Annotated in this window: 20 protein-coding genes; 13 read left to right on the plus strand and 7 right to left on the minus strand. The window is 50.1% G+C overall.

The features are described from left to right. Positions 1-892 (plus strand): UbiD family decarboxylase (locus ACJ2PR_RS24995; protein ID WP_446878980.1); only part of this gene is annotated, 892 nt, incomplete at its 5' end. 37 nt (positions 893-929) lie between these two features. Here the strand turns inward: ACJ2PR_RS24995 and ACJ2PR_RS25000 are convergent. After that, positions 930-2,426 carry a hydroxysqualene dehydroxylase gene (locus ACJ2PR_RS25000; RefSeq protein WP_446878981.1) on the minus strand — a complete coding sequence of 499 codons (1,497 nt, stop codon included), beginning with the start codon at positions 2,424-2,426 and terminating at the stop codon, positions 930-932. A 101-nt stretch (positions 2,427-2,527) separates the two neighbouring features. Here ACJ2PR_RS25000 and ACJ2PR_RS25005 point away from each other — a divergent pair, with 101 nt between their 5' ends. Both ACJ2PR_RS25005 and ACJ2PR_RS25010 read left to right on the plus strand, forming a co-directional pair. After that, positions 2,528-2,821 (plus strand): DUF2470 domain-containing protein, encoded by a 294-nt coding sequence (locus ACJ2PR_RS25005; protein ID WP_446878982.1) that lies wholly within the window; start codon positions 2,528-2,530, stop codon positions 2,819-2,821. A 24-nt stretch (positions 2,822-2,845) separates the two neighbouring features. Next, on the plus strand, positions 2,846-4,111 hold the full coding sequence (locus tag ACJ2PR_RS25010) for a glycosyltransferase family 4 protein (RefSeq protein WP_446878983.1): 1,266 nt from the start codon (positions 2,846-2,848) through the stop codon (positions 4,109-4,111). Between the two features lie 32 nt (positions 4,112-4,143). Here the strand turns inward: ACJ2PR_RS25010 and kaiC are convergent, their stop codons facing one another. The 3 genes from kaiC to ACJ2PR_RS25025 all read right to left on the minus strand — a co-directional run bounded on the left by kaiC (position 4,144) and on the right by ACJ2PR_RS25025 (position 7,089). Beyond that, positions 4,144-5,697 (minus strand): circadian clock protein KaiC, encoded by a 1,554-nt coding sequence (gene kaiC, locus ACJ2PR_RS25015; protein ID WP_446861809.1) that lies wholly within the window; start codon positions 5,695-5,697, stop codon positions 4,144-4,146. Positions 5,698-5,822: 125 nt separating this feature from the next. Then, positions 5,823-6,137 carry a circadian clock protein KaiB gene (kaiB, locus tag ACJ2PR_RS25020; protein ID WP_446861808.1) on the minus strand — a complete coding sequence of 105 codons (315 nt, stop codon included), beginning with the start codon at positions 6,135-6,137 and terminating at the stop codon, positions 5,823-5,825. A 61-nt stretch (positions 6,138-6,198) separates the two neighbouring features. Next, positions 6,199-7,089, minus strand: coding sequence for a circadian clock protein KaiA (locus ACJ2PR_RS25025; RefSeq protein ID WP_446861807.1), 891 nt, complete (start codon positions 7,087-7,089; stop codon positions 6,199-6,201). A gap of 717 nt (positions 7,090-7,806) precedes the next feature. Between ACJ2PR_RS25025 and ACJ2PR_RS25030 the strand changes: the two genes are divergently transcribed. The 9 genes from ACJ2PR_RS25030 (at position 7,807) to ACJ2PR_RS25070 (ending at position 18,571) form a co-directional block, all read left to right on the plus strand. Continuing rightward, positions 7,807-10,980 (plus strand): ATP-binding protein, encoded by a 3,174-nt coding sequence (locus ACJ2PR_RS25030; protein ID WP_446878984.1) that lies wholly within the window; start codon positions 7,807-7,809, stop codon positions 10,978-10,980. A 306-nt stretch (positions 10,981-11,286) separates the two neighbouring features. Next, the gene (locus ACJ2PR_RS25035) at positions 11,287-13,527 is read left to right on the plus strand and encodes an amylo-alpha-1,6-glucosidase (RefSeq protein WP_446869061.1); all 2,241 of its coding nucleotides are present in this window, start codon (positions 11,287-11,289) and stop codon (positions 13,525-13,527) included. Positions 13,528-13,681: 154 nt separating this feature from the next. Further along, positions 13,682-14,257, plus strand: a complete 576-nt coding sequence (locus ACJ2PR_RS25040) for a hypothetical protein (protein WP_446861802.1) — start codon at positions 13,682-13,684, stop codon at positions 14,255-14,257. Between the two features lie 511 nt (positions 14,258-14,768). Then, positions 14,769-15,014: a hypothetical protein gene (locus ACJ2PR_RS25045; protein ID WP_446869059.1), complete on the plus strand. Its 246-nt coding sequence runs from the start codon at positions 14,769-14,771 to the stop codon at positions 15,012-15,014. Between the two features lie 79 nt (positions 15,015-15,093). Beyond that, complete coding sequence (locus tag ACJ2PR_RS25050; RefSeq protein ID WP_446861800.1) at positions 15,094-15,495, plus strand: hypothetical protein; 402 nt, start codon at positions 15,094-15,096, stop codon at positions 15,493-15,495. A gap of 89 nt (positions 15,496-15,584) precedes the next feature. Continuing rightward, a complete protein-coding gene (locus tag ACJ2PR_RS25055) occupies positions 15,585-15,836 on the plus strand; it encodes an HNH endonuclease (RefSeq protein WP_446878985.1) in 252 nt (83 codons plus the stop codon). 214 nt (positions 15,837-16,050) lie between these two features. Beyond that, positions 16,051-16,668: a DUF938 domain-containing protein gene (locus ACJ2PR_RS25060; RefSeq protein WP_446878986.1), complete on the plus strand. Its 618-nt coding sequence runs from the start codon at positions 16,051-16,053 to the stop codon at positions 16,666-16,668. A gap of 319 nt (positions 16,669-16,987) precedes the next feature. After that, complete coding sequence (locus tag ACJ2PR_RS25065; protein WP_446878987.1) at positions 16,988-17,848, plus strand: hypothetical protein; 861 nt, start codon at positions 16,988-16,990, stop codon at positions 17,846-17,848. Between the two features lie 120 nt (positions 17,849-17,968). After that, positions 17,969-18,571, plus strand: coding sequence for a DUF6391 domain-containing protein (locus tag ACJ2PR_RS25070; RefSeq protein WP_446878988.1), 603 nt, complete (start codon positions 17,969-17,971; stop codon positions 18,569-18,571). 107 nt (positions 18,572-18,678) lie between these two features. On the opposite strand, the gene ACJ2PR_RS25075 is transcribed toward ACJ2PR_RS25070, so the two are convergent. Further along, the gene (locus tag ACJ2PR_RS25075) at positions 18,679-19,053 is read right to left on the minus strand and encodes a phospholipid-binding protein (RefSeq protein WP_446861795.1); all 375 of its coding nucleotides are present in this window, start codon (positions 19,051-19,053) and stop codon (positions 18,679-18,681) included. A gap of 320 nt (positions 19,054-19,373) precedes the next feature. Here ACJ2PR_RS25075 and ilvN point away from each other — a divergent pair, with 320 nt between their 5' ends. Next, complete coding sequence (gene ilvN, locus ACJ2PR_RS25080) at positions 19,374-19,892, plus strand: acetolactate synthase small subunit (protein WP_446861794.1); 519 nt, start codon at positions 19,374-19,376, stop codon at positions 19,890-19,892. A 141-nt stretch (positions 19,893-20,033) separates the two neighbouring features. Here the strand turns inward: ilvN and pcrA are convergent, their stop codons facing one another. Continuing rightward, a complete protein-coding gene (pcrA, locus tag ACJ2PR_RS25085) occupies positions 20,034-22,379 on the minus strand; it encodes a DNA helicase PcrA (protein WP_446871422.1) in 2,346 nt (781 codons plus the stop codon). A 123-nt stretch (positions 22,380-22,502) separates the two neighbouring features. After that, positions 22,503-25,034, minus strand: coding sequence for a DUF3656 domain-containing U32 family peptidase (locus ACJ2PR_RS25090; RefSeq protein WP_446878989.1), 2,532 nt, complete (start codon positions 25,032-25,034; stop codon positions 22,503-22,505). Positions 25,035-25,093: the final 59 nt, after the last annotated feature.

The raw sequence follows: 25,093 nt of genomic DNA on the forward strand, positions 1-25,093 counted from the left end.
GAATCTGGAGGTGGCGATCGCTCTTGGGGTTGATCCTTTAGTGATCATGGCGGCGGCAACTCCCCTACCCGTAGACCTTTCAGAATGGTTGTTTGCGGGAATTTATGGCGGTAAAGGAATCAATCTTGCCAAGTGCAAAACCGTTGATTTAGAAGTGCCTGCGGATTCTGAAATCGTGTTGGAAGGAACGATTACCCCAGGCGAGACAGGTGTAGATGGGCCAGCAGGCGATCACATGGGCTACTACGGTGGCGTAAATGAGAAAGCGCCCTTGATTCACTTTAACTGCATGACGCACCGCAGAGATCCGATTTACCTAACCACATTTAGCGGTCGTCCTCCTAAAGAAGACGCAATGATGGCGATCGCCCTCAACCGCATTTACACCCCAATTCTCAGACAGCAGGTTCCCGAAATCATCGACTTCTTTTTGCCAATGGAAGCTTTGAGCTATAAGGCAGCGGTGATCTCGATCGACAAGGCCTATCCCGGACAGGCTCGACGGGCAGCTTTAGCGTTTTGGAGTGCGTTGCCTCAGTTCACGTATACCAAGTTTGTGATTGTGGTCGATAAAGACATTAGCATTCGCGATCCAAGAGCCGTTGTGTGGGCGATTACCTCAAAAGTTGATCCTGCCAGAGACGTGTTTATTTTGCCTGACAATCCCTTTGACTCACTAGATTTTGCGACTGAGAAGCCCGGTTTGGGCAGTCGCATGGGCATTGATGCAACGACGAAAATTTACCCCGAAACCGATCGACCCTGGGCGGCTCCGTTGAAGTCCGATCCCGATGTGGCGGCAATGGTCGAACGTCGCTGGGCAGAATACGGATTGGCAGACCTGCAAGCGGGCGAAGTCGATCCCAATCTGTTTGGCTATGACATGCGGTAAGCTTCATGGGCGCTTCAGTCTGGGGCATCCGAGCCAACTAGGGCAGCCAAAAATCAGGCAGTAAGGCTTTACCGAGATCTCGCAGCGATCGATTCACTTGTCGAGCAGCCTGAATATGAGGTTCGTCGGCTGCGATCGAGAGAATCGTCGCATGAGAGCCACCGAAGCGATCGATGACGCGATTAGCCGCTTCTAACCCGGTCACGTAGGCTTTTTCTTGTGACCAGGAGCCATGACGAGTCATGACCCAATCGCCGCTCATAAACAAGTTTTGCACACTGGTTGTGCCGGGCAGCATGGAGGCGTAGCTTCCGGGTGAAAAGTGGGTGACAGCTCTGGGCAGGCGAATCACACTACTATCAACGACGCGGGCATCGCCAAAGGCAGGAAGACAGGTCGCCAAATCGCGGTGAACGATCGCCACAATTTCCTCATTGCTCAAGGGCAAAAACTGATTGGCGTGATAAAAGTCCGCTTCGACAACGGTTCCGGGTTCCTGCTGGTATTCGTCGTGCAGAGTGTTGAGGTCAAAGAACGTCCAGCCAGTTGTCTTGTCAAACCCAAAGCAGGCATTTGAAGGGCGAGGAATGGCTACTTTGCGATCGAACCACAATCGAGTTGCCAAAACATCGATCGCACCCAAATTCATCACATTGCGAAACTCAGGAAATCGCTGCAAAGTCGGACTGTTGCTGATGATTTTCTGCATTCCACTCACGCCCACGGCAAAAATCACCGCATCCGCTTCAAACACCTCATCCCCACACACAACGCCTTTAATCGAGGCAAAATCGCCATCCTCCAAAATTAGATCACTCACCCGCCGCTGCGTTAAAACCTTGCCGCCGATCGCCTCGATTTTCTCAACCCACGGGCGAAAAATCATTTCTCCAACCGTTCCGCGACACCAGACCACATCAAAATCGGGCTGATGAGCGAGGATAAAGTAGTAGAGCATTCCCAAAGCTGCCGCCGCCGAACACTGCTCACCAGGCGCAAACAGACCGACCAGCAGCATCGGTTCAAACGAGTCTTTGTAAAGCCGTGCCGAAACGCCAAAATCTTTGAACAATTCTCGCGCCGTGATTGCGTCGTAACGCTTCCAGGCTTCATCGGAGTTGTCAAAATCGACGATCGAGTACAGCAAAGGCAGCGCAGAAAGCCGATCGATTAGAGGCAACCGCTGAAATTCTGTATAGAGAAAGGTGCCAAGGGGAGTCGGTAGTCGAGGCTGATCTTGAAAAATCGGCGAAACCACTTCCAACCCGGCTGGAGAATACTGAGACGATCGCGTCCAGGGCGTAAAGGGACTCAACCCCAACTCTTTGACCAGCGAGAAAATATTGAAATAGGGATACCAGAAGCCATGAATGCCTGCTTCTACAGACCGTCCTCCGGCTGTCTTCCAGCCTGCAACCAACCCGCCCGGATAGCTTCCTGCCTCTAGCAGCGTCACGTCATAGCCCTGTTTTGCCAGGTGATAGGTGGCTCCCAATCCTGCCCAACCTGCCCCAACGACCACCACCTTCGCCATAGACCACCTCAAACTGCTGTTTTTAGGATGGCACGATCGAGCATTTTGGGTTGGATTCTCCTGATGCTAAGATCCCTGACAGTGAATTGGATCTGTTGAAGATGTCAGAAGTTAGTAATGACGTGTTTTCTAAAGCCGTGAGCGATCACATCTGTAAACACATGAATGATGACCATGCCAGTGCGATCCTGGTGTATGCAAAAGTCTATGGTCAGACGGCTGAGGCGACGCAGGCAGAAATGTTGGCGATCGACGCGACCGGAATGGATCTCAACGCGCAAGTGAATGGAGAACCCGTGTCTTTGCGGATTCCGTTTGACCATATGCTAAAAGATGCTGAAGACGCTCACCATACGTTGGTTGATATGGCGAAGCAAGCACGTAGTAAGGGATGAAGCGTAAGGGATGAGGAATGCGGGATGAGGGATGAAAGGTTAGCAGCAAAACTTGGATCGAGGCGGTTAGAAACTGGGTTGGAAAGTGACAATCAACTGAATCCATCAGGCGAGGAGTCAACTTGTTCATCCCTCATCCCGATCGCGAAGCGTGTCGAAGACAACCCCTCCTCCCTCAAAAACGTGTTTGTATTTCTGGAGATTTTTTCGATCGAAGGTGGCATTCAGTCCTATGTGAAGGATATTTTGCAGGCGCATTCGTCGCTGGTTGGGGGAGCGGATGTCTTTTTGTTGAGAGACGGAGCGGGTGTGGAGAATCCGTTTGAGGCAAGTTCGCTCAGGTTTCACTATCTGAAAACTCGTTCTGCAAGTTTGGGACGAATTCGATTAGCCGCCGTTCTGTTTGCTCATTTGCTCAAAAATCGACCGCGACGGGTTTTTTGTGGTCACATCAATCTGGCTCCGTTGATTCGGGCGCTCTGTCAGCCGTTGGGCATTCCCTATACGGTGCTGACCTATGGCAAAGAAGTCTGGGAACCGCTGCCTGAGAACAAACGCAGAGCACTTCAGCAAGCCGATCGCATCTGGACGATTAGCCGATATTCTCGCGATCGCTGCTGTGCAGCCAACGAAATCGATCCCAACCGTGTCGAAATGTTGGCTTGTGCGATCGACGGCACTGCTTTCACACCGGGGGCGAGATTGGCTGAACTGGTCGATCGCTATCAACTGGCAAACTCAAAGGTTCTGATGACCGTGGCGCGTCTCTGGTCGGGCGATCCCTATAAAGGCGTGGATGTGACGATTCGGGCGCTGCCTGAAATTCTCCGCGCCTTTCCGACGGTCAAATATCTGGTGATTGGGCGAGGAGACGATCAGCCCAGATTGGCGAAACTGGCCGAAGAATTGGGAGTGAGCGATCGCGTCGTCTTTGCAGGGTTTGTCGCGACTGAAGCGTTGGTCGATCATTATCGCTTGGCGGACGCTTACATCATGCCGTCTCAGGAAGGGTTTGGAATCGTCTACCTCGAAGCGATGGCCTGCGGAATTCCAGTTTTGTCAGGGGATGCTGATGGATCTGCTGATCCGCTGCAAGATGGTCAGTTGGGCTGGCGAGTGCCTCATCGCGATCCGTCTGCGGTGGCGGCGGCTTGTATTGAAATTCTTAAGGGCAACGATCGCCGCTGTGAGGGAACCTGGCTGAGGGAGCGATCGATCGACCTGTTTGGCAAACCTGCCTTTGCACAACGGTTGAAAGCGCTAGTGAGGAGTGAAGAGGATTCAATTTAAAACTACTCTTTTTAGAACTACTCTTTTTAGAACTACTCTTTCTCGTCCTTTACGCCCTTAACGATTCGGGCGAGATCCATCTTTTCGTCTACTGCAATTCGAGTGGGTGAGCCGCTGATGATTCGCTCAAAGTTGCGGAATGAGTCTTTGATGTCGGGGCCTTGAGCGCTGATTGTGTATTCCCGAATGCCTTTATCGTGCCACGAGCCGCGCATCTTAAAGACGTTGAGTGCACGAGACATTTCGCCGCGAATCTCGACGTATTGCAGCATGATGATCGTGTCGGTGATCGTCGAGATGTGGGAATCGGTGATCGAATGTGACCCCATAAACTGATCGGTGGTGTTGGTGAAAAACCCGGTGATTTCTTCCTGCTTGGCGAAGCCCGTCACCCCAATCACAAACTGACGAAAAGCATTGTTGCTCACACCTCGCGCCAGGGCAGAGAGGGAATCGATCGCAATCCTCGACGGTTTGAATTCGGCAATTTCTGATTTGATGATTTGCAGATGATCCTCCAGTCCGGCGGATTCAGGGTAAGCGCAGATAATTTTTAGCAAGCCTTTCTGTTCTAAATCCTCAAAGTCGATGCCCCAGGAATAGGCATTTCGAGAAAGCTGGGCGCGGGATTCTTCGTAGGCAAATAGGATCGCCCGATCGCCTCGCTGACAAGCTTCCTGCAAAAATTTACTCACCAGCAGCGTTTTCCCAGTCCCGGTGGCACCCGTCGCCAAAATGATCGAGTCTTTAAAGAAACCGCCGCCACACATGCCATCCAGCGTAGTCACCCCTGACGAGACGCGAATATTGGACGATCGCTGAGTCAACCGCATCGCCCCCAACGGGAAGATATTGATGCCATTACGGGTGATCGTAAACGGATATTCGCCCTTCATGTGGGTCGTGCCCCGCAGCTTGAGAACTTCGATCGTGCGTCGTCGGCGTTCTCCTTCTAAGACATTCCGCACAATCACCACGTTGTCGGACACAAATTCTTCGACCCCAAATCGCGCGACCGGGCCGTATTCCTCCACTCGCTCAGTGGTCATAATCGTCGTCGCCCCCACCTGTTTGAGTCGGGCCACCAATCGAAAAATTTCGCGACGCACCACCGAAGCCGCATCATATTGCTGAAAGACAGCCGTTACTGAATCGATCGACACCCGTCTTGCCTTATATTTGCGAATGGCGTATTGAATCCGCTCGATCAGGGCTGAGAGATCAAAATTGCCGACAACATCCTGCCCCTCTGGATCGGGAGACGCATCTAAAATGAACAGCTTGCCTTCATCAATAAACTTCTGTAAATCCCAGCCAAAACTAAAAGCGTTTTTGATGATGTCAGCGGGCGATTCTTCAAAGGTGACAAAGATACCAGACTCGTCAAATTGGGTAATTCCGTTGTAGATAAACTGCACCGCCAGTAGGGTTTTCCCGGTTCCTGAAGTGCCACTGACAAGCGTTGTGCGACCGACAGGCAGCCCTCCGTGACTAATATCATCGAAGCCCTCGATCAGGGTGCTGATTTTTTGGACACCTGCCATATCGACTTGACTACTTTGGAGGCTTTGATTAATTGGATTCATAAGGTTGATTTTCAAACAAGTGGAGCGAACTTCTAAAAATGGACACCCGCTCTGTTACATTTCTTTACTATGAGTCTATCTAACCAGATTTTTGGGTTGGTTTGACGAATTGTTTAACGATCGATTTAACTATCAATTTCTTCCTCGCGCAGTTCTTCGTAGAGAAGGTCTAGCCCGATTAAAACCTTTTCTCGATCAGAGAGATCCCCGATAATTTTACGCACAGGCGGCGGTAGAATTTTGGCCAGAGTTGGAGTTGCTAAAATCTTGTCTTCTTCCGCAAGCTGAGGATTTTTCAACACATCAATCACCTTTAGCGCGTAGACTCCCTGAAACTCTTTTTCAAGAATATTGTTTAGGGTCTTGAGCGCACGAATGGAGTTAGGCGTGTTGCCTGCCACGTAGAGTTTGAGAACGTAGGTCTTCTTTAGGGGACTCATAGTTTAGCGATTAGCAGGCTGAAGGAACGGTAGACAGTTAAAGAAGAATAAGTGTAAGCCTTTAAGACTCTCTTGGAATTGAGCGCCGATACATTTCACAGAGATGAGCGATCGTATCAATCAAAGTCAGTCGATAATCCAGCAAAATTTCTTCGCTGCGCCCCTCTAATTTTAGCTGTTTAGAAAATTCGTCCATTAGCTCCATGTGAACTTCAACAATTTGAGCGACTGAAATATCTGCAAAAAAAGCGGTATTCACAAAGTCATCAATTCGTTGATTTAAGGCAGTTCCTTCAGAAAAGTAATTCAAAATGATTGCTCGATAGTCCAGTCTTAACTGAGTTAAAAATTCCTGTTGTTCTTTTTTAGAAGAGTTGCGAAAAAAGTTTTTTGGGTTGCGTTTGTAATAAATTCCTAAATAGCCCAGTCGCTCTTTGAGCTTTTCGGTGAGTCGTCGCTGTTGTAAAAGTAAGAAGTTTTGGGCGCTCAGGTCGGTGGTCAAATCGAGAGCACGACTGCCCGGAAGCCGACAGGCAGGAGACAGATTGAGAAATTCGCTGATTGCCCGCTCAATGCCTTGGGTTAGTTGCTCTGTCTGGTTTGCAGAGATCCGCACCTCGCCCATGTGATAGAGAAAAGCTGGCTCAGGGAGATTGTCTAGAGCACGATCGCCCGCTTCTCGCTCTAAAATCAGCAGCGGCAAAAGGGTGGCCTTTCCGTGGAGCCAGTTGGCTAAATGGGGCAAGTTGGCGGTGTCGTCAAGAATTAGACAATCAAGCTGCTGTTTTTGATGCTCGATCAGATTGAAAAAGGCTTCATCCGACTCTGGCGCAGCAACCAGATAGCGATCGACACCCAAAGACTGCCGAATCGTTTGAGACAGCAGTTCTGAACTCAGGTACAGACACACAAATAAGTGAGGGCGCGGCAGGGGAGGAGGGGAGGCAGTCAAGGCTAGATAGACTCACGGGGATGAAGAACGGCGACGCTAAGAAATCCTTTGAGGCACAAAAACTCTAGGGGATTTCTACAGAATTACTTAATATTTGTTAAGAGCCATCATATTTGATTGAGGTTGTTTACGCCAACAGCAGCAGTTTCACAACCGATTAAGTTCAGTATCAAGGTGGATGGAGGACTATTCACACTTCTCAATGATTCGTTAGACAGAAAGTTGTCTAGAACGCAGGATTAAGCAACTAAAGCTCTCTATAGTTTTTTAGATGTTTTTTTAGAACGATTCGATGAGTTTATTGAAGTCAATTTTTCTGCTTTGGGAAGGTGTTTTGTAGAACGCTGGCTGTAGGTATCGAATGAAGAAAAGTAGCATCGGATTTTTCTTCAACGATCGCCCCATCCAGATCCTCAATACAGAGGCAGGACAAAGGCAGGCTTCAAAAGCGTAGCATCTCCCATTGGGAGGGCATTCAAGCGCGCTATATTTGCCTTTGTTGCTAATGATTTCGAGAATGCAACAATCTGCCCTTTATTAGAGCAAGGTTCTAAAATAAGGGTTCTGAGTGGCGTTTTCTTCCCGCAGAACGGTGGCACAGGGGTTGATCCACGATTCAATCCGTGAATCCAATACGGTCTACCAATACGATCTATCGGAGTTGATCGGTTGAGTGCTACCGCTTCAGTTCTATCCTATTGCTCTAGCGGGTTTCCTATGTTCATGAACACTGCCTGTCTCAGCGATTTTCTCGAACCTGCACCGACCTGTTTCCAGACGGACACGCTGGCCGAGGTGCTGGAAGTTTTTAGTCGGGGAGGCTGCGATCGCCTGGTAGTAATCAATGAACAACGCTGCCCGATCGGACTGATTCAACTTCGCAGTCTGATGCCCGGCAATCCCGAAACGACGACTTTATTGATTGACTTTAAACGCGCTCTGTCGGCTGTGGGTGCGCCGCTTTTGGAGCCATTACCTGCGTTGCCGGGTGATCTGTCGTTGAGCCAGTGTGCAGTCGAATTCCGCGATCAGACGGAGCGATTTTGGGCCCTGGTGGATGGCGATCGTCATTTTCAAGGGCTGATCGACAGTTTTTATGTGAGAAAGCTAATCGAGTTGGGGGCAGGGTCTCAAACCCCGACCGTCGTTGAGGAAACGCCAATCTCTGCGAGTTACCCGCAAGAAGTCGGCTCGATCGCGGGTTCTACACAGATTCCGCTCGAATTTGATGGTCTCAAGCAGCATTTGCGCGTTCAAATTGCCAAACTTCGCTCTCAGCTTCAACCAAAACCCCTTTTAGAATCGTCTGCCGTCCATCCGCTGATGCAGTTTTTGGAGCGATTGCCGCTGCCGCTGATGCTGCAAACCAGTACTGGAAAGGCGCTGGCGCAAAACGCTTTGTGGCACGAGCAGTTTGGTGAAATTGTCGATCCGGGCTGGGTACAACGGGATGCCGATGCCGTCTTAGAGTTTGCGGCGCATCACCCTTCAGACTCAACGCGCATTGACTCGTGGGAACGGTCGATCGGCACTTCTAGCGAGTCTGCTTTAGCCAGCCTGTGTCACATCGGCTCAACGCCCAACACCTGTATTTGTGCTTGTCCGCTCAAGAATGGTCAAGAACGGATTTTGCAGTTGGTCAAGATTCCATTGGGGGCAATGTTGCCAGAGATGAATCTGGGGCTGGCTGACCTGTGGCAAATGCCCGTGGTGAGTGATCAGTGGTCGCTTGAAGATTTTCGCCTGGCTAAATTGGACGGCGGCGACCCTGCGACAACACCGCGCCCCTGGGTTACAGAAGAAAGTCTGTGGCTGGTACTAGCTCAAGATGTCACCGAACAGCAGCAGTTAGCGAGAGAGTTGGCTGCCAAAAATGCTGACCTGGTGCAGCTTAACCGCCTCAAAGATGAATTTTTGGCCTGCATCAGTCACGAATTGAGAACGCCTCTAACGGCGGTTTTGGGGTTGTCGAGTCTGCTCAAAGACCAGCTATCGGGGGGATTAAACGAACGACAAATTCGCTATGCTCAACTGATCTATCGCAGCGGTCGGCACCTGATGGCGATCGTCAACGATATTCTCGACCTCACCCGCATGGAAACGGGCCAGCTAGAACTCTCGTTGGAACCTGTGAACGTTCTCAGTGTGTGCGATCGAGCCTTTGAACAGGCGCAAAAAGTGCGATCCGAAGAAGCAAAGCCTGAAGCGGGCCAGGAAGTTGACTCGGCTGCCCCTTCTTTTATGCTGGAGATCGAACCTGGGCTAGAAACCCTCGTCGCGGATGAGATGCGGCTGCGTCAGATGTTGGTCAATCTGCTGTCAAATGCGCTCAAATTTACTGAGTCACCGGGTAGAATTGGGCTGCGCGTCAATCTTTGGGAAGGCTGGGTTACCTTTACGGTTTGGGACACGGGGATTGGCATTCCTGCCGAAAAGCAGCATTTGATCTTTCAGAAATTTCAGCAGTTAGAGAATCCCTTAACACGACGGTTTGAAGGGGCAGGATTGGGACTCGTTCTCACACAGCGATTGGCCAGACTACACGGCGGTGATGTGTCGTTTGTCTCCAAAGAAGGTCAGGGCAGTCAATTTACCTTATTGTTGCCGCCGACTCACCCTCAGCCAACGATCGCTCTGGGCACTTCCCCTCTTCAAGCCTGTCGGACTGGACACAATCGCCTGGTGCTCGTCGTCGAAGCTGTTGTGAGATCGATCGAGCATCTCTCAGAGCAACTGTTTGAATTGGGCTATCGAGTCGTGATCGCCCGATCGGGCACCGAAGCGGTCGAAAAAGCCCGCAGGCTGCAACCCTGTTCGATTTTCGTCAATCCGCTCTTACCCACCCTGTCAGGCTGGGACGTGCTAACCCTGCTCAAAGCCGATCTCCAAACGCAGCACATTCCCGTAATTGTCACCGCCACACGGGGCGATCGCGAACAGGCAACTCGCAATCAGGCAGACGGTTTCTTAAGCTTACCGATCGCCAGCAAAGCCCTCAAACAAACCCTGGCCCACCTGACCGAAGCAGCGGAACCCAGCGAAGCTTCAGAAAAACCTGTCGAAAGTCTGGTGATCTTACGGCTCAGTCCGACTCGCTATGGAGAACAAAGCCGCATTGGGCAACAGGCCACGATCGACCTCAACCATTTACTGCATCGCCACAATTACCGAGTCCTAGAAGCGGACGATCTCGAACAAGCTGAACTGTTGGCTCAGGTGTGGAAGCCCAATATTGTTTTGTTAGACGCGGCCATGCCCGACCCGATCGCTTACATTCGTCGTCTGAGTGAGCAGTCGTTTTTGGCTTCGTTGCCGATCGTCACGCTGGATCAAGCCACGACTCAAGCGGCCAACCAAATTGCTGGACTGTCGATCTTTCCTTGTCTCGCGCCCTTAATGGAACAGTCTGTATCATCGGGACAGTCAGAAACCTCAGCGTTGTTGCAGGTGATTCAAGTTGCGGCGGGGTTTGCGTGGCGGCCGTCTGTGTTGGCGATCGACCTGGCGCATCTCAATCATGAATCTGCCAGAGAATCTGAATGGGTACAGGCGATGATGCAGTATATTCAGACCGCTGGATTTCGGGGGACTGTGGGGCGATCGTGGGCAGAAGTCCTGCAAAAACTCCAGTCTCAAAGCGTCGATCTGCTGCTGATTTGCTGGCACGACACCAAGATTTATTCGGCGACGCTACAAGCCGTCTCAAGCCTGAAATCGCTCAAATCAAAGCCGCCGATTCTCGTGTTGGATCATCGTCAAAAATCGGGCGCGATCGACTCCCCCGAAGTCAAAACCTTCTCAGAACTGCTGAACGAATTGGCCGTCCCCATCTTGCCTCAGTCGCTTCAAATGGAAGAATTGCTGAGTCAAATTAATCAAATCCTGACATAGCTATTTCTTGAAAATTTAGACCATTGTATTCAAAAGTACATTGAGTTTTCAGATTCCCAGAAATTGTACGGAAGTTTGATTTCAGAACTGAGCGACTTTGATTTTTTGCATCTCAACTATTCTGAAAATCGTCGATTTAACTAAGCAAAACTAAGGAGTGAAATCCTGATCTACGGGCAATCATGCACGGATGAAAGTTAAAATACTAACCATCCGGATTTAGGCTAAAACTCCGACGATCTTCCGGCAAAACCAGATTAAATTTGGTTCCAGAAACCCCATACATCACTGGAAAAACTTGGCTTCATGTCCCCAGATATCATTGAATTTGACGGTAGAAAGTTCGTCCCGGCAGACCAATTGCCGATCCCAGAGTGGGCTTGCGTTCTCAACGAGCGTCCCCAACCTGTCTTGACATTAAAAGATGATGATCTCTTTTTGCTCACGGACACGTTTGGCAACATTGGCGGAAATGCAGACGACGGCCGCAATGGCAGCATGGGGTTATTTTGTAACGACACTCGCTTTCTCAGTCGCCTGGAAATGCAAATCGATGGTCGTCCCCCAATTTTACTGAGCAGCACCGCCGAAAAAGGGTTCGTTCTTTCAGTGCTGTGTACCAATCCTCGTCTCGAAAAGATTCCTGCGGAATATATTGGCATTAAGCGAGAACTGGTGCTGAATGGGGGACTGTTTGAAGAAATCGAAGTCGCCAACTACAGCACAGAAGCCGTCAGTTTTGAGATCAGTCTCAGCTTTGATGCCGACTTTATCGATCTGTTTGAAGTGCGCGGTGCCCAACGAGAACAACGTGGGAAACTGCTACGATCGCTCCCCGACACCCTTTCCTTAGATCTTCTGGACGACGAAACCGATCGCCCCCCGGTTGAGATGTCGCTCGCTTACCAGGGTCTAGACGGGACTTTGCTCGAATCACGCCTGCAATTTTCTCACCATCAGCCCGATTTTCTCAAAGGCTACACCGCCGTCTGGAAACTGGAGATGGCTTCTCACGAGACGCTGACCCTGGGCTATCGGCTGCAAATGTTGGGCAACGGACGATCGGTTTCCCACGTCAACGCCCCCTACACGCTGTCTCAAGCCAAAGCGGCCGAAACGATGGAGGAGCAAACCTGGCAACAGCAAGTAACGCAGATTCGATCGGACAAAAGCACGTTTAACCGTGTGATCGAGCGGGCAGAACAGGACGTATATCTCTTGCGTCAAAGCTTTGGTAAGAATAAGGCGCTTTCGGCGGGGGTTCCCTGGTTTTCGACGTTATTTGGGCGCGACTCGATCATTGCCGCTTCTCAAACGCTGTTGCTTGATCCCCAGATTGCCCGTGAGACGCTGACGATTTTGGCCCACTACCAGGGCAAATCTGAGGACGAATGGCGCGACGAACAGCCCGGTAAGATTTTGCACGAAATCCGGTTTGGCGAAATGGCCCGCTGTCAAGAAATCCCCCATACGCCTTATTACGGCACGGTCGATGCTACGCCGCTCTGGATCATGCTCTACGCAGAATATTTCTCCTGGACGGCGGATCATGAAACTCTGGATCGGTTGTGGTACAACGCACTGGCCGCGATGGAGTGGATCGATCGCAACCTCAAAGAAACAGGTTACCTCAGCTACGCCCGCAAATCAAAGCGTGGACTCGATAACCAGGGTTGGAAAGATTCGGACAACTGCATTGTGAATCGTAAAGGACAGCTTGCACGGGGAGCCATTACGCTGTGTGAGGTTCAGGGCTACGCCTACTCGGCCAAAGTGCGCCTCAGTCAGATTGCGCGTATGAAGAAGCGGATCGATCTCGCCGATCGCTGGGAAGAGGAAGCCAGAGATCTCAAGATGCGCTTTAATCGAGACTTTTGGATGGAGGATCAAGATTTCTGTGCGCTGGCATTGGATGGAGACGGCAATCATGTAGACAGCATCACCTCTAACCCCGGTCACTGTTTGAATCTGGGCATCTTCACGCCAGAGAAAGCCTACAGTGTTGCAGAACGGCTGCGCGGGCCGGATATGTTTAATGGTTGGGGCATTCGTACTTTGAGCAAGTCATCGCCGGCCTACAATCCGATGGGCTATCACATTGGGTCGGTCTGGCCTCACGACAATGCGATGATTGCGATCGGTCTGCGGTCTCTCGGTCTGATCGATCAGGCGCTAGAACTGTGTAAAGGACTGTTGGATATGACTCGTCACCAGCCGTATCAGCGTCCCCCAGAGTTGTTTTGTGGCTACGATCGCACCAACGACAATGCCCCAGTGCAGTATCCAGTTGCTTGTTCTCCGCAGGCTTGGGCGACGGGCAGCATTTTTCAACTGGTGCATATGATTGTCAACCTGGTGCCCGATGCGCCTGGAAACTATCTGCGAATTATTGATCCCTCTTTGCCGGAGTCGATCAATTATTTGTCTCTACAAAACCTGCGAGTCGGTCAGACGTTGTTGGATCTAGAATTTGAGCGATCGGGGTCTTCTACGTCTTGTCGAGTCTCTAAAAAGCGGGGCAATTTGCGAGTCGTTATCGAAGCTTAAAGGTTTGAGAAATCCAGAGTTTGGGAAGTCAAATCAAGCGATCGACGCTCTCAAATTCTGGATAATAAATGAAGCGATCGGGATACAAATGGCAAATTTTGGATAGCATGACAGCACCGCTTCCCTTGTCGAATTCTATTCACTCCTTCAGATTATGGCAAAGCGCAAAAAAGACGACCTTCGCTGGATTAAAGAGACGCTGGAACTGAAAGAAGACCATCGCTGGCAATCGAAACCAGGATACAAAATATTTGTCGCCGATCGCGGGGCCGTGCGCTTTGATGTGCCCCATGATTGGCATTTTGAGCCAGATGTCAAGTCGTTTAAGTTTCTCGATCGCAAGCCCCCCGATGATGATTGTCGTCTAGAAATGTCGTTTAACCGTCTACCTCAAGGAGATTGGAGTCTGTTTCCTCTTCAGCACACGCTCAAGAAGATTGTGGAAGACGAAAAGCGCAACGTGATCGAAACGGGGGAAATCATCACGCTCAAGCGCCAAACCGCCCGCATTGTCTGGACAGAAGTCAAATTTATCGATGCTGGAGAAAACCGGGAAGCCTTCTCTCGAATCTGTATCGGGCTGGGGTCTAACGTGCAGTGTTTGATTACGTTTGACTATTGGGCAGATCAAGCCGATCGCCTGACTCCAGTCTGGGATCAAGTCCTCGATTCGCTGGTTTTAGGTTTGTATATTCGCGATCCCAAAACGGGTCTTGCCTTCCCAGATTGAAGCAATGGTGCGATGAATGCGATCGTTCTGCTCACGAGTTGCACCCTTTGTTCTGTTTGTCACGCTTATGCGTTGCTTACTGTCGCTTAACTTTTTCTTATTACTGATGCAGCGATCCAAAGCAGCAAGTGAGTTGTCATAGTCGAGGCTTCTCCCGCAATCAGAACTCCTTCTCCTACATTTGGCTGCGATCAAGGAATTCTAAGCGCAGCTTCTTTTATAGTAAGTGCGGCTGAAGCGATCACAAGTTCTGCTTCTTGCTGAATCAGTTGCGATCGAGTGATCCTGAGTGTAGTTCGTTGTACGCTGAGTGAAGCAAATTCACCTAAACCTATTCCTCCTATTGATGCCTTCAACCGCATCTTATACCAAATACACTAGTTACTGATACAGATCCTCGCCCCCTAAATCCCCCATTTTGGGGGACTTTGAAACGGCTTCCCTGATGGGGGTTTTTCAAATCTGAGAGATAGAAATCGGTTAATTAACTGATTTTTATGAGTATCATTTGTTGGTTGATTTGGTATTAGAACCAGAAATCGCGATTTATGTGCAACGCAAACTGGAGTTTCTTGGCTCTAACAAAGCTAAGAAAATCGTTGCGGGATTGCAAGAAATTAGTAAGAATAAGGGTCACCAACCTTTTCGGAGTTTTGCTGAAATTTCAAGCATGTTGAAAGAGAAGCGGAAAAACGGATCAGTAAGTTTAATCTCTGCAAACAAAATGTTAGAGATAGTAGACCGCTGGAACTACTAGCAGCTTTTGGTTTGTTAAAGCCTCTGGATTGCAATTTAACTGCTCGTTAATACTTGTAACAAGCTGTAAATAGCGTGAATTGAGTGAATTATCTTTGATTCCAGAAGTGGGTAAAGACATGACGACTGTTGCTATCTTGCCAATTTCCGACATTAATGGTGAGCGAATCTATGAAGCGATCGCCGGAGACAAACGTTCCATCGGCAAAACTGTGGGTGAGGCCTTGGATGGGCTGACAGTCCAGTTAGAGAACGAAGAATTCAGCGCACTTCTGGTGATTCAGAGCTTTTCTCCTGACAATCTTTTTGGTGCCAAGCAGCAAGAACGCCTGTCTGAGTTAATGAACCTCTGGCGAACTGCACGAGATAGCGGACAATCCCTCTCCCCAGCCCAACAAATAGAGCTAGACCGCTTAGTAGAAGCTGAGTTAAAAGCAGCAACGGCACGATCGGAAGGAATTTTGCAGCAAATCATTGAATGAATCCTTTTTATATACCTAGCTTGCTTAGTGGAGACTGAATTGAAAGCAGCAACGGCACGATCGGAAGGAATTTTGCAGCAAGTCATCGAATGAATCCTTTTTATATACTGATCGCCGATCGTGCAGCTCATCGCTGTGAATACTGCCATGCTCCCGAACTCGTCTTCAACTTTCCCTTTGAAGTTGAGCACATTATTCCTGTCTGTCGGGGTGGTGCAGATGCAGAATCGAACTTGGCCCTCGCTTGTCGATCCTGTAATCTTCGTAAAGGAATGCGTATCAACAGTAAAGATCCTGAATCTGAGACTGAAATGCGCTTGTTCAATCCAAGAATTGACTAATGGAATGAGCATTTTCAGGCAGAAGCCGAGTCCAGCAGAATTTTAGGCATAACTTCGATCGGAAGAGCTACTGTGGATTGTTTGGACTTCAACAATCAAACACAACTGGGTGCACGCCGACTATGGAGCCGACTCGACCTATTTCCTTAGTCTTTTGAGTTTGGTAACACGGGCACTGTACAGCTAATTTCAGAATAATTAAGAACTGTAAGCAATGGACGATCGCCAGTACGCACCCGCCACAGAACGCAACCGAGAAGCCATTTTAGACGTGCTTTTACAAGTTTTGCCGCCCACGGGCACCGTGTTAGAAATCTCTAGCGGCACTGGAGAACACGCCGTCTTTTTTGCTCCCCGCCTCGCCCCCCGCCACTGGCAACCCTCTGATCCCAACCCGATCGCCCGCAACAGCATCGCCGCCTGGCAAACCCGTCACCCCGCCGACAATTTGTATCCCCCGATCGCGCTAGATGTGCGAGACCCCATCTGGATCGTTGAGCAACGTCAAGAACCGATTACAGCGATCGTCAACATCAACATGATTCACATCGCCCCCTGGTCAGCCTGTCTGGGTTTATTGGATGGAGCCAAACGAACGCTTCCACCCGGCGGAGTTCTCTACCTATATGGCCCCTTCAAACAAAATGGCCGTCACACCGCCCCCAGCAATGCCGCATTTGATCAAAGCCTCCGATCGCAAAATCCTGAATGGGGAGTTCGAGATTTAGAAGAAGTTGTGTCCGTTGCCCAATCTCAACAGTTACATTTAGTCAATGTTGTACCCATGCCCGCCAATAATTTGTCTGTGATTTTTCAGACATCCAGCAGTTAAATGAAATCAACTTTACGCAGCGCCTAACTGAATTTGGGACTTCCTTCAAGGATTGCGATCGCTTTGCTTGCAAAATAAATTAATCGATCGCTTTAAATTTAGGGCATACTTAATTCATCTAGAAAGCTAACCTCAAATTTAAGAAGTTTTAACGAGTTTCAAAGTTTCCAGAATTCACTCATTTAAGGTTGATTCAAAAGCTTTGATGATCTGAATCTGCAAGCGCCTGAGTTGGTTGCCTCCACAGATTCTTCTCAAAAGATTCAACTTAGACAGAGGACGCGACGCTATCTTGAAATGGAGTTTTTGGGGAGAGGAAATGCGTAGACCTTTACTGATTGCATGTGCAGGAATATTGGCGCTCTGGGTAGGTGGCTGCGGCTCTGAAGACACTGCCAGCACGCCCGAAGCAAGTCCTTCTCCCGCCGCAGAGGCCACCCAAAGCCCAACCGCTACTCAAGGCTTTGCAAAACCTCTGGTGGCTGAGAAAAACGCCGCTAAGAAAGGGCAGATTGCCAACAGTCGAGTTCCGGGGTTGCTTCAGTCTACTGACCCAGAAGAGCGGGCCCGCCAAGTTCAAGCAGGCATCAACGTTAGAAGAACTCAGAACGATCCCTTTGCCAGCCTGCCTCCCTTAATTACATTGAGAACTCCTGCCGGAACGTCTGGCGGCATAAGCCCTTCTGAGAGAGGCAACGCAGGCACCGAGACAGCCCGACAGCCCCAGCTTCCTGATTCTTCTCGTTCTCCGCAAGGAGGGTCTGACCGGAGAACGGCAGCCAATCCTCCGACCAGAGCCGTTCCTCAGAGCACCCCCTCTGCGCCTGGTCTGCGACCTAGCGTTCCGACCATTAGCGCTTTACCGCCTCTGCCAGAGCCAACGTTAGCCAGAGCCGTCGAAGTGAGCGGCGTGGTCGTCGTCGGTGGAACTGCCCAAGCGATCGTCAAAGCGCCCAACGAGTCCACCAGCCGTTATGTTAGCGCCGGACAGCGCCTCTCTAATGGTCAAATCTTGGTGAAGCGAATCGAGGTGAATGCTGGGTCAGATCCGATCGTCATTCTGGAGCAAAACGGTATCGAAGTTTCCAGAGGGGTTGGCGAAAAATCGAGTCCGGCTGGCGCACCCACAGCGCTCTCTCCGAGTTACCCGCAAGGGGTCGTTCCTCGCAACTTTGGTTAATCAGCCGATTTAGACCACGCTAACTTACAATTTGCAACACTCAGCCATTTTGAGAAAGCAGACGCTAGAGTTAAATCATAATTTGACCTCTACAGTCTGCTGACTACGGAGTGTGCTGCGATGACGACAACAATCAACCCATCTCCCGACTTTTGGACTACTGTACTTCCCACACCTCAGCCAACTCAGGACGCTGACCTGATCCATCAAATTGGGTTTATTCCAGGGCTGAAGGATCTTTTAACCCTGCGACAGGTTCATGCCTTAGAGCACGCCACGGTTTGGATCTTGAGCAGTGGATCAACGTCAGAGGGGGATGCGCTCGGAGGACTGTCTACCGATCGCGGCTTTTACCTCTATGGTCAAGTCAAAACGGCGGATGTCAGTCGGGCGGTGAGTCGGGCCTTGAGACGTATTACTCAGGGCGAATGGGATTTGGCCGTCCATCCGCGCTGTGGCACAAATATCTCAGTAGGGATGGTACTGACGGCAGGGTTAACGTTGGGCGTTTCGGCACTGTTGCCACGGGGGCCGATCGAGCAGATTTTAGGGTTAGGGTTGGCTGCCACAACTGCCGCACAGTTGACTCCTGAATTGGGGCGATTTGTACAGCAATATGTGACGACAGCGATTCCTTTTAATTTGACGGTGCAGAGCATCAGCGTCGTGCAAGATTATTGGGGTCGTCCTGCTCACTTTGTGCAAGTGCATTGGGTCGAGTAGAAAAGTCGAGTCGAAGGACAAAGTAACTCAGTAAGAAACTCAATAAAAAACTTCAATAAAAAAGTAGCCCATTTTTGTAGGCTACCATCAGCAAAAATTTGCAAAGATTAACCAACCTGGACTTGAGCCGCATCGACCGCGCTGGCTCCGTTGACATTGTTAGCGATCTCAACCAGCTTATTGAGAATTTCTTGGCTAGGGGCTTGACCCTTCAAGACAACCGTTGTGCCCAGTTGAGCCACATAAACGTGATCCACATCTGCCACCATTGGGTCTTGATCAAAGGCTAAAGCCACTCGCTTGGCAAGTCCACTCTGGTCATATTCACCGTTGAGTCCGACTCGCTCAGGGGGAATTGTTTCAGCGGCGACGGTGGTGTCTCCGGGGGCATTCGTCGGGGCCTGTGGAACGGGTTGCCCACTCACGGCTTGCTCAGGATTTTTTGGCTTTTCTTGTCCAAACAGTCTTTGTAACCATCCCATAAAAACGCTTGCTCCAATTCAACTTACAGAGATTGATTAGACCGGGTAGCCCGTAAAGACGCATCCATCTATAGAGAGAATAATACTGAGTCTGTCAAAAAGCAAAGTGTTTTTGAAAACATACTGCGGAGATTTCTTGAAGTTTGAGCAGATTTTTGTGGGGGTTGGCGGTCAGATTTGGTTGCGATCGCTCCTCCGCACGATAGGATAGATCAATGGCTACTTGAAGCTCAATTTCTGCTGAAGGATGGCAGAGATTCCGGTCGAGGTATTCTGGCTTCAATCAAGCCTTAACCCATCACAGCATTTTTTCCAAGGCAATGAAGCACACCCTTTCTGTTCTGGTTGAGGATGAAGCCGGAGTTTTGACTCGGATTGCAGGGCTGTTTGCCCGTCGGGGATTTAACATCGAAAGTCTAGCGGTCGGCCCCGCAGAACAGATGGGCGTATCGCGCATTACGATGGTCGTGCCGGGAGATGATTCCAGCATTGAGCAACTGACGAAGCAACTCTACAAACTGATCAACGTGATCAAGGTGCAAGATATTACTGAGGTGCCTTGTGTCGAGCGGGAGTTGATGCTGCTTAAGGTGAATGCGGGGAGCAACAATCGATCGGAGATCGTTGAGTTGGCGCAGATCTTTAGAGCCAGAGTGGTAGATGTGTCCGAAGATTCTCTGACGCTCGAAGTGGTAGGCGATCCGGGAAAGATGGTGGCGATCGTGCAGGTACTCAATAAGTTTGGGATTCGAGAAATTGCCCGAACGGGAAAGATTGCGCTGACTCGTGAATCAGGCGTTAACACTGAGTTTCTCAAATCGCTGGAAGCAAAAGTTTGAGTTTTAGACAAGTCGATTTGGTGCAGTTTCTTCGCTGCGTTGTTTAGCGCTTCTGCCCCACAACCCCCAATTCTGGGGGACTTTTGGACAATTCTGATCAAAAGTTCTTTGTCTAAAGGAGATTCAAGAGGCGCTTCTGGCTTATTCGACGCGCTGAAGGGGGGTGAGTCGGGGATCGATGATCTTTTGTCCGCCGTCGGGAAAGCGGATCGCCAGCGTGACTTTTTTGCCAGAGGAGAAGACATGTGTGATTTCACCTGCGCCAAACATGCGGTGGATTAGTCGATCGCCTACCTTCCAATTGGTTGAAACGGTGCCCGCAAAGTTAGATTCTGGCTCTTTTTGCGCGATCGGCTTTGTCCAGCGAGTTGGCAGTCCCGCTCCGACATTGGTTTCCATCAGATCTTTGGGCAATTCTGACAAAAAGACAGACGGGCTGGCAATTTCGCGATTTCCATACAAACGACGTTCGCGGGCGTAGGTGATGAAGAGGCGCTCTTGGGCGCGAGTGATGCCCACATAACAGAGGCGACGTTCTTCTTCGAGGGCAGAAGGGTCGTCGAGCGATCGAAAGCTCGGAAACAACCCTTGCTCTAAGCCCACCAAAAACACAACGGGAAATTCTAATCCCTTAGACGAGTGCAGCGTCATCAGAGACACTTTGGTCGATTCGTCTTGTTTGTCGTCTAGATCGGATTGCAGGGCGGCGTTTTGCAGAAAAGCCGTCAGAGAATTGTTGTCTTCGTTTTCTTCTTCAAATTGCAGAACGGCATTGTAAAGCTCCTGGACGTTTTGAAAGCGTTCTTCGGCTTCGTCGGTGCCCTGAGATTTTAAGTCCTGCACATAGCCAGAATCTTCGAGAATGCCCTGGACAATTTCAGACGCGGAGGCAGTTTCTAGCTGCTCTTGATATTTTTGAATAGTTTGAGCAAAGCTGATGACCCCTTTAGAAGCGCGCCCTGCCAGGGTTTTGACCGACGTTTCATCAATGAGAATTTCCCAGAGCGGAATCGCTAATTCTATAGAGGCTTTTTGCAGAGCATCGATCGACGCTTTACCCACTCCTCGTCTTGGCGTATTGATCACCCGCAGTAAGCTCATGGTGTCAGAAGGATTGACGATCGCTCTCAAATAGCCCAACACATCTTTAATTTCTTTGCGATCGTAGAATCGCAGACCGCCGACGACTTTGTAGGGAACGCGCGATCGTACCAGTGATTCCTCAAGGGCGCGAGATTGGGCGTTGGTGCGATAGAGAATGGCAAATTTGCCCCAGTGCAATTCGGGGTTTTGACGCTCTAATTTTTGAATCTGCTGTACCACAAATTCAGCTTCGGCAACCTCGTCGTCAGAACGGTGACAATAGACAGATTCGCCTTCTCCACGGGTTGGTTTTAATACTTTGTCGATGCGTTCGGTGTTGTTTTCGATCAGGTGATTGGCCAGTTGCAGAATGTTCTCGGTGGATCGATAGTTTTCCTCTAGCTTGACCATCGTGCGCGTATCGTCGTCGGGCAAGCTATCGCCAAAATCTTGCTGAAACCCCATGAGAATCTTGAAGTCAGCCATTCTAAACGAGTAGATCGACTGGTCTGCATCCCCGACTACGAAGATCGATCGATAGTTCCAGTCTTCAAACGATCGGGCGGCTTCTCCATTCGTAGCTAATAGCTGAACCAAATCATACTGAGTCTGATTAGTATCCTGATATTCATCGACGAGAATGTGTCGAAAGCGTTTGTGCCAGTATGCGCGAATCTGTTCGTTTTGGCGAAGCAATTTCACCGGAATCAGGATTAAATCGTCAAAGTCTAATGCATTATTTTCGGCTAACTTGTCTTGATACATGCTGTAGACATTCGCAATCACCCGTCCCTTAAAGTTGGGTTGTTCTTGCTCTAGATCTTGCGGTGACCAACCTTTGTTTTTAGCGTTGCTAATCGCAAATCTTACCGATCGCGGATCAAACTTTTTGTCATCCAAATTCAATTGATTGATGATGATATCTTTGACCAGACTTTGAGCATCTGATTCATCAAAAATCGAAAAGCTCTTTGTCCATTTGCGTCCTTTCTCGTCCTGAAATTTCTCAATATCAAAGCGCAAAATTCGTGAACAAAGCGCGTGAAACGTCCCAATCCACAAGTCTTTGATGATGTTTTTATACACCTTTGATCGCAGACTGGTTTGTTGATGAGCGGGAAGGGCTTCGAGGGGCTTACCAAAATCGGCGTGGGCCTGGCGATCGGCAAACAGTTTCTCGATCCGCTCCTTCATTTCTTTGGCGGCTTTGTTGGTAAAGGTGACGGCCAAAATATTCTCTGGGTCAACCTTATGAGTCAGGACGAGATTGGCAATCCGATAGGTCAACGCGCGCGTTTTGCCAGATCCCGCCCCTGCAATCACCAAAAGCGGCCCACAGTGATGTTCGACCGCTTGGCGCTGTGAAGGGTTGAGGTGACTGAGAAAATCAGTAGGTTGCGTCATGGCAGGATCAAGGGGAAACAGTCTCTATCTCAAGCCTATCGCATCTTGGGGGTGAGGAGTGAGGGGGAGGGGGGATGAGGAGGGGGGATGAGGAGGGAGGAGGGAGGAGGGAGGAGGATTTTGCTAGAAGGTGCCTCGTGTTACGCCTAGTTGGTTGTGTAGGTTTAGGTCGCGCCAGAGTTGAGAGCCGTTGATTTTGCCTTCGAGGAGTTGACGGTAGTGATCGATGGTCTCGATCACTTGGCTGGGCGTTTCGTTCACAAACTCGATGCGGAAGTGTTGAACGCCCCATTCTCGCAAGTGTTGAAAATATTCGGCTCCAGTTTGGGCCTTCCCATTAAAAACGGTGTTTCGGCAGCCTGAGTCGGCTTTGAGAATATGTTCTGTGCCGATGCGATCGCGTAGTTTGACTTCGTGTTCTTCGCAGGGTCGCCCACAGTTTGTATAATCCGTTCCTTCTGACAGAAAGGCACAGAAGACGCAGTGTTCCATATGAAACATCGGCATGTGTTGGTGTAGCGTGACCTCAAACCATTCCGGCGGACAGCTTTTTAGCAATGCTTGAAGTTGAGCAATGTTGAGATCGTAAGATGCCGTCAAGCGTTGTAGTCCGCGTTGGATAAAGTGATCTGCGGTGAGTGGATTTGCCACATTTAATGAGAAATCTCCGATACAGTTATCCTGTTCAAAAAACTTTAGATGATCGTAATTTCTGACTAAATATCCGTCTGCCTCACTCGCCCGAACCTGCTGCAAAATCCAGGTTTCGCCCGGTTTGGTAATGCGAGGAGGGGCGACGAAGATCTGTGAGGCATGAGGCGTGTGTGAGGCGTGACGAACTAACTGGACGGCTTGGCAGTAGTTGCGAGGGTCTTCAAATTCGCAGTAGAGGGTCTGAATGTTAGCTGAGATGGCTGCCTGAAGTTGGTCTAAATTGCGAACCAGAACGATTAGATTAGCTGGGGTAGAAATGGGCCTATGAGAGACGACAGGCAGCAGCGTTTTGAGCGTAGCGGTGGGGTGAAGTTGCCAGCGTTTGGGTTGGGCGCGGAGTGTTTCTAGCTGAGTAACGATTTCTCGCCGCAGACGGTTGAGTTCGCTGACGGGTAGCATCACGGAACCCTGCACAGAATTGGTGAGCGTTTCTAACAAAAAGGGCGTGTTTCCTAATCGTCCTAGCTGTTCTTGTAAGCGATCGCTCGTCAACGGTTTGCTGTGCGCTTCGACTAACGCCATCTCGGACTCAACCTGGACAAGATTGCCGGACAAATCACGCGCGATCGCAATCAATTTTTGCCCCACTGCGCCATGAACTTCTAAGGAAATCGGACGCTGAAATTGGGGATGTTCGCCCGTGAAACTTTGTCTGACCTGTCGATCGAGTTCTGGGTCACTAGTTTTCCAGACGCGATCGCCGAGGTGGATTTTTCGCAGATTTAACGCCGATCGTCCAAATGAGAGAACGGCTTCTCGATCGTATAAATCAACGGTGTAAACTCGTCCGCCTTGTTCGGCAGCTTCGGGGTGCCCACTGTCAAACACGATGCCGTCTCCTGGCTTAACGGGCGCTTCTAATTGGATCGTGACCTGCTCCCCCCGAATCTGAGTGACTTCGCCCAAATACACGCCGCGCTTTTTGCCAAATCTTGCATGGACTAATTCTTGATTGTTGATGCCTTCAAACCAACCTGTGGAGAGGCCACGAGAGAAGGCCATTTCTAAGTTGTAGCGATCGGGTGTGGGGTGCGAGGAGTGAGGGGTGAGGGGTGTTGAATTCGCTTCGGGTTGTGCGGATTGCATAACGCGATCGAGAGCCTGACGATAGACGCGGGTGACGTTGGCGACATATTCTGGAGACTTGAGGCGACCTTCGATTTTGAGGCTAGTGACTCCGGTCTTGACAAGTTCTGGTAATACGTCTAAGCCAGCGAGATCCTGGGGACTGAGAAGATACTTGCGATCGCCCAACTCGACAACTCTGCCATCTGAAAGCAACTCATAAGGCATTCGGCAAGCCTGAGCGCATTCCCCTCGATTGGCAGAGCGTCCACCCAGCGATTCACTGGTCAAACATTGCCCTGAATACGCCACACAGAGCGCCCCATGTACAAACACTTCGAGCGGCAGGGATTTTTGTTGAGTGATCTGATGCTGGATTTTGTGAATCTCTTTCAGCGAACATTCTCGCGCCAACACCACCAATTGAGCGCCGATCGACTCCGCAAACTCAACCCCTGCGGCACTGGTAATCGTCATCTGCGTCGAAGCGTGAATCGGAAAATCGGGCGAAAGGTGCCGAATCAGCCGACAAATGCCCACATCCTGCACGATCGCCGCATCGACCCCAGCCGCAATAATGGTGCGAAGATACTGCGCTGCCTCGACCAATTCTTGAGGAAAAATCAGCGTATTCAGCGTCACATAGCCCTTGACCCCGCGAATGTGCAAAAATTCCATCAAATCGGGCAAATCCGCCTCACTAAAGTTTTCGGCTCTCATGCGGGCGTTAAATCGCTCTAGCCCAAAATAAATCGCGTCGGCTCCATTCTCGACGGCCGCCTTGGCACAGTCCCAATGTCCAGCAGGGGCGAGCAGTTCAGGTCGATGCAGGGTTGACTGATGCGAATTAGAAGCTGGGTTGGGAGCGGTGTACATGACAAGGAGAAAGCAGGGGCTTATTTATGATAGCGGCCGTGGGGAATCAGAGTTAGAAG

This window comes from Phormidesmis sp. 146-33, from assembly GCF_052939515.1.

Coding starts and splice junctions, on each gene's coding strand:
- ACJ2PR_RS25075 (WP_446861795.1), bottom strand. CDS start 19,053: ATGGGATGGTTACAAAGACTGTTTGGACAAGAAAAGCCAAAAAATCCT.
- ACJ2PR_RS25090 (WP_446878989.1), bottom strand. CDS start 25,034: ATGTACACCGCTCCCAACCCAGCTTCTAATTCGCATCAGTCAACCCTG.
- ACJ2PR_RS25070 (WP_446878988.1), top strand. CDS start 17,969: ATGACGACAACAATCAACCCATCTCCCGACTTTTGGACTACTGTACTT.
- ACJ2PR_RS25000 (WP_446878981.1), bottom strand. CDS start 2,426: ATGGCGAAGGTGGTGGTCGTTGGGGCAGGTTGGGCAGGATTGGGAGCC.
- ACJ2PR_RS25040 (WP_446861802.1), top strand. CDS start 13,682: ATGGCAAAGCGCAAAAAAGACGACCTTCGCTGGATTAAAGAGACGCTG.
- ACJ2PR_RS25005 (WP_446878982.1), top strand. CDS start 2,528: ATGTCAGAAGTTAGTAATGACGTGTTTTCTAAAGCCGTGAGCGATCAC.
- kaiB (WP_446861808.1), bottom strand. CDS start 6,137: ATGAGTCCCCTAAAGAAGACCTACGTTCTCAAACTCTACGTGGCAGGC.
- ilvN (WP_446861794.1), top strand. CDS start 19,374: ATGAAGCACACCCTTTCTGTTCTGGTTGAGGATGAAGCCGGAGTTTTG.
- ACJ2PR_RS25035 (WP_446869061.1), top strand. CDS start 11,287: ATGTCCCCAGATATCATTGAATTTGACGGTAGAAAGTTCGTCCCGGCA.
- pcrA (WP_446871422.1), bottom strand. CDS start 22,379: ATGACGCAACCTACTGATTTTCTCAGTCACCTCAACCCTTCACAGCGC.
- ACJ2PR_RS25030 (WP_446878984.1), top strand. CDS start 7,807: ATGTTCATGAACACTGCCTGTCTCAGCGATTTTCTCGAACCTGCACCG.
- ACJ2PR_RS25060 (WP_446878986.1), top strand. CDS start 16,051: ATGGACGATCGCCAGTACGCACCCGCCACAGAACGCAACCGAGAAGCC.
- ACJ2PR_RS25055 (WP_446878985.1), top strand. CDS start 15,585: ATGAATCCTTTTTATATACTGATCGCCGATCGTGCAGCTCATCGCTGT.
- ACJ2PR_RS25065 (WP_446878987.1), top strand. CDS start 16,988: ATGCGTAGACCTTTACTGATTGCATGTGCAGGAATATTGGCGCTCTGG.
- ACJ2PR_RS25010 (WP_446878983.1), top strand. CDS start 2,846: ATGAGGGATGAAAGGTTAGCAGCAAAACTTGGATCGAGGCGGTTAGAA.
- kaiC (WP_446861809.1), bottom strand. CDS start 5,697: ATGAATCCAATTAATCAAAGCCTCCAAAGTAGTCAAGTCGATATGGCA.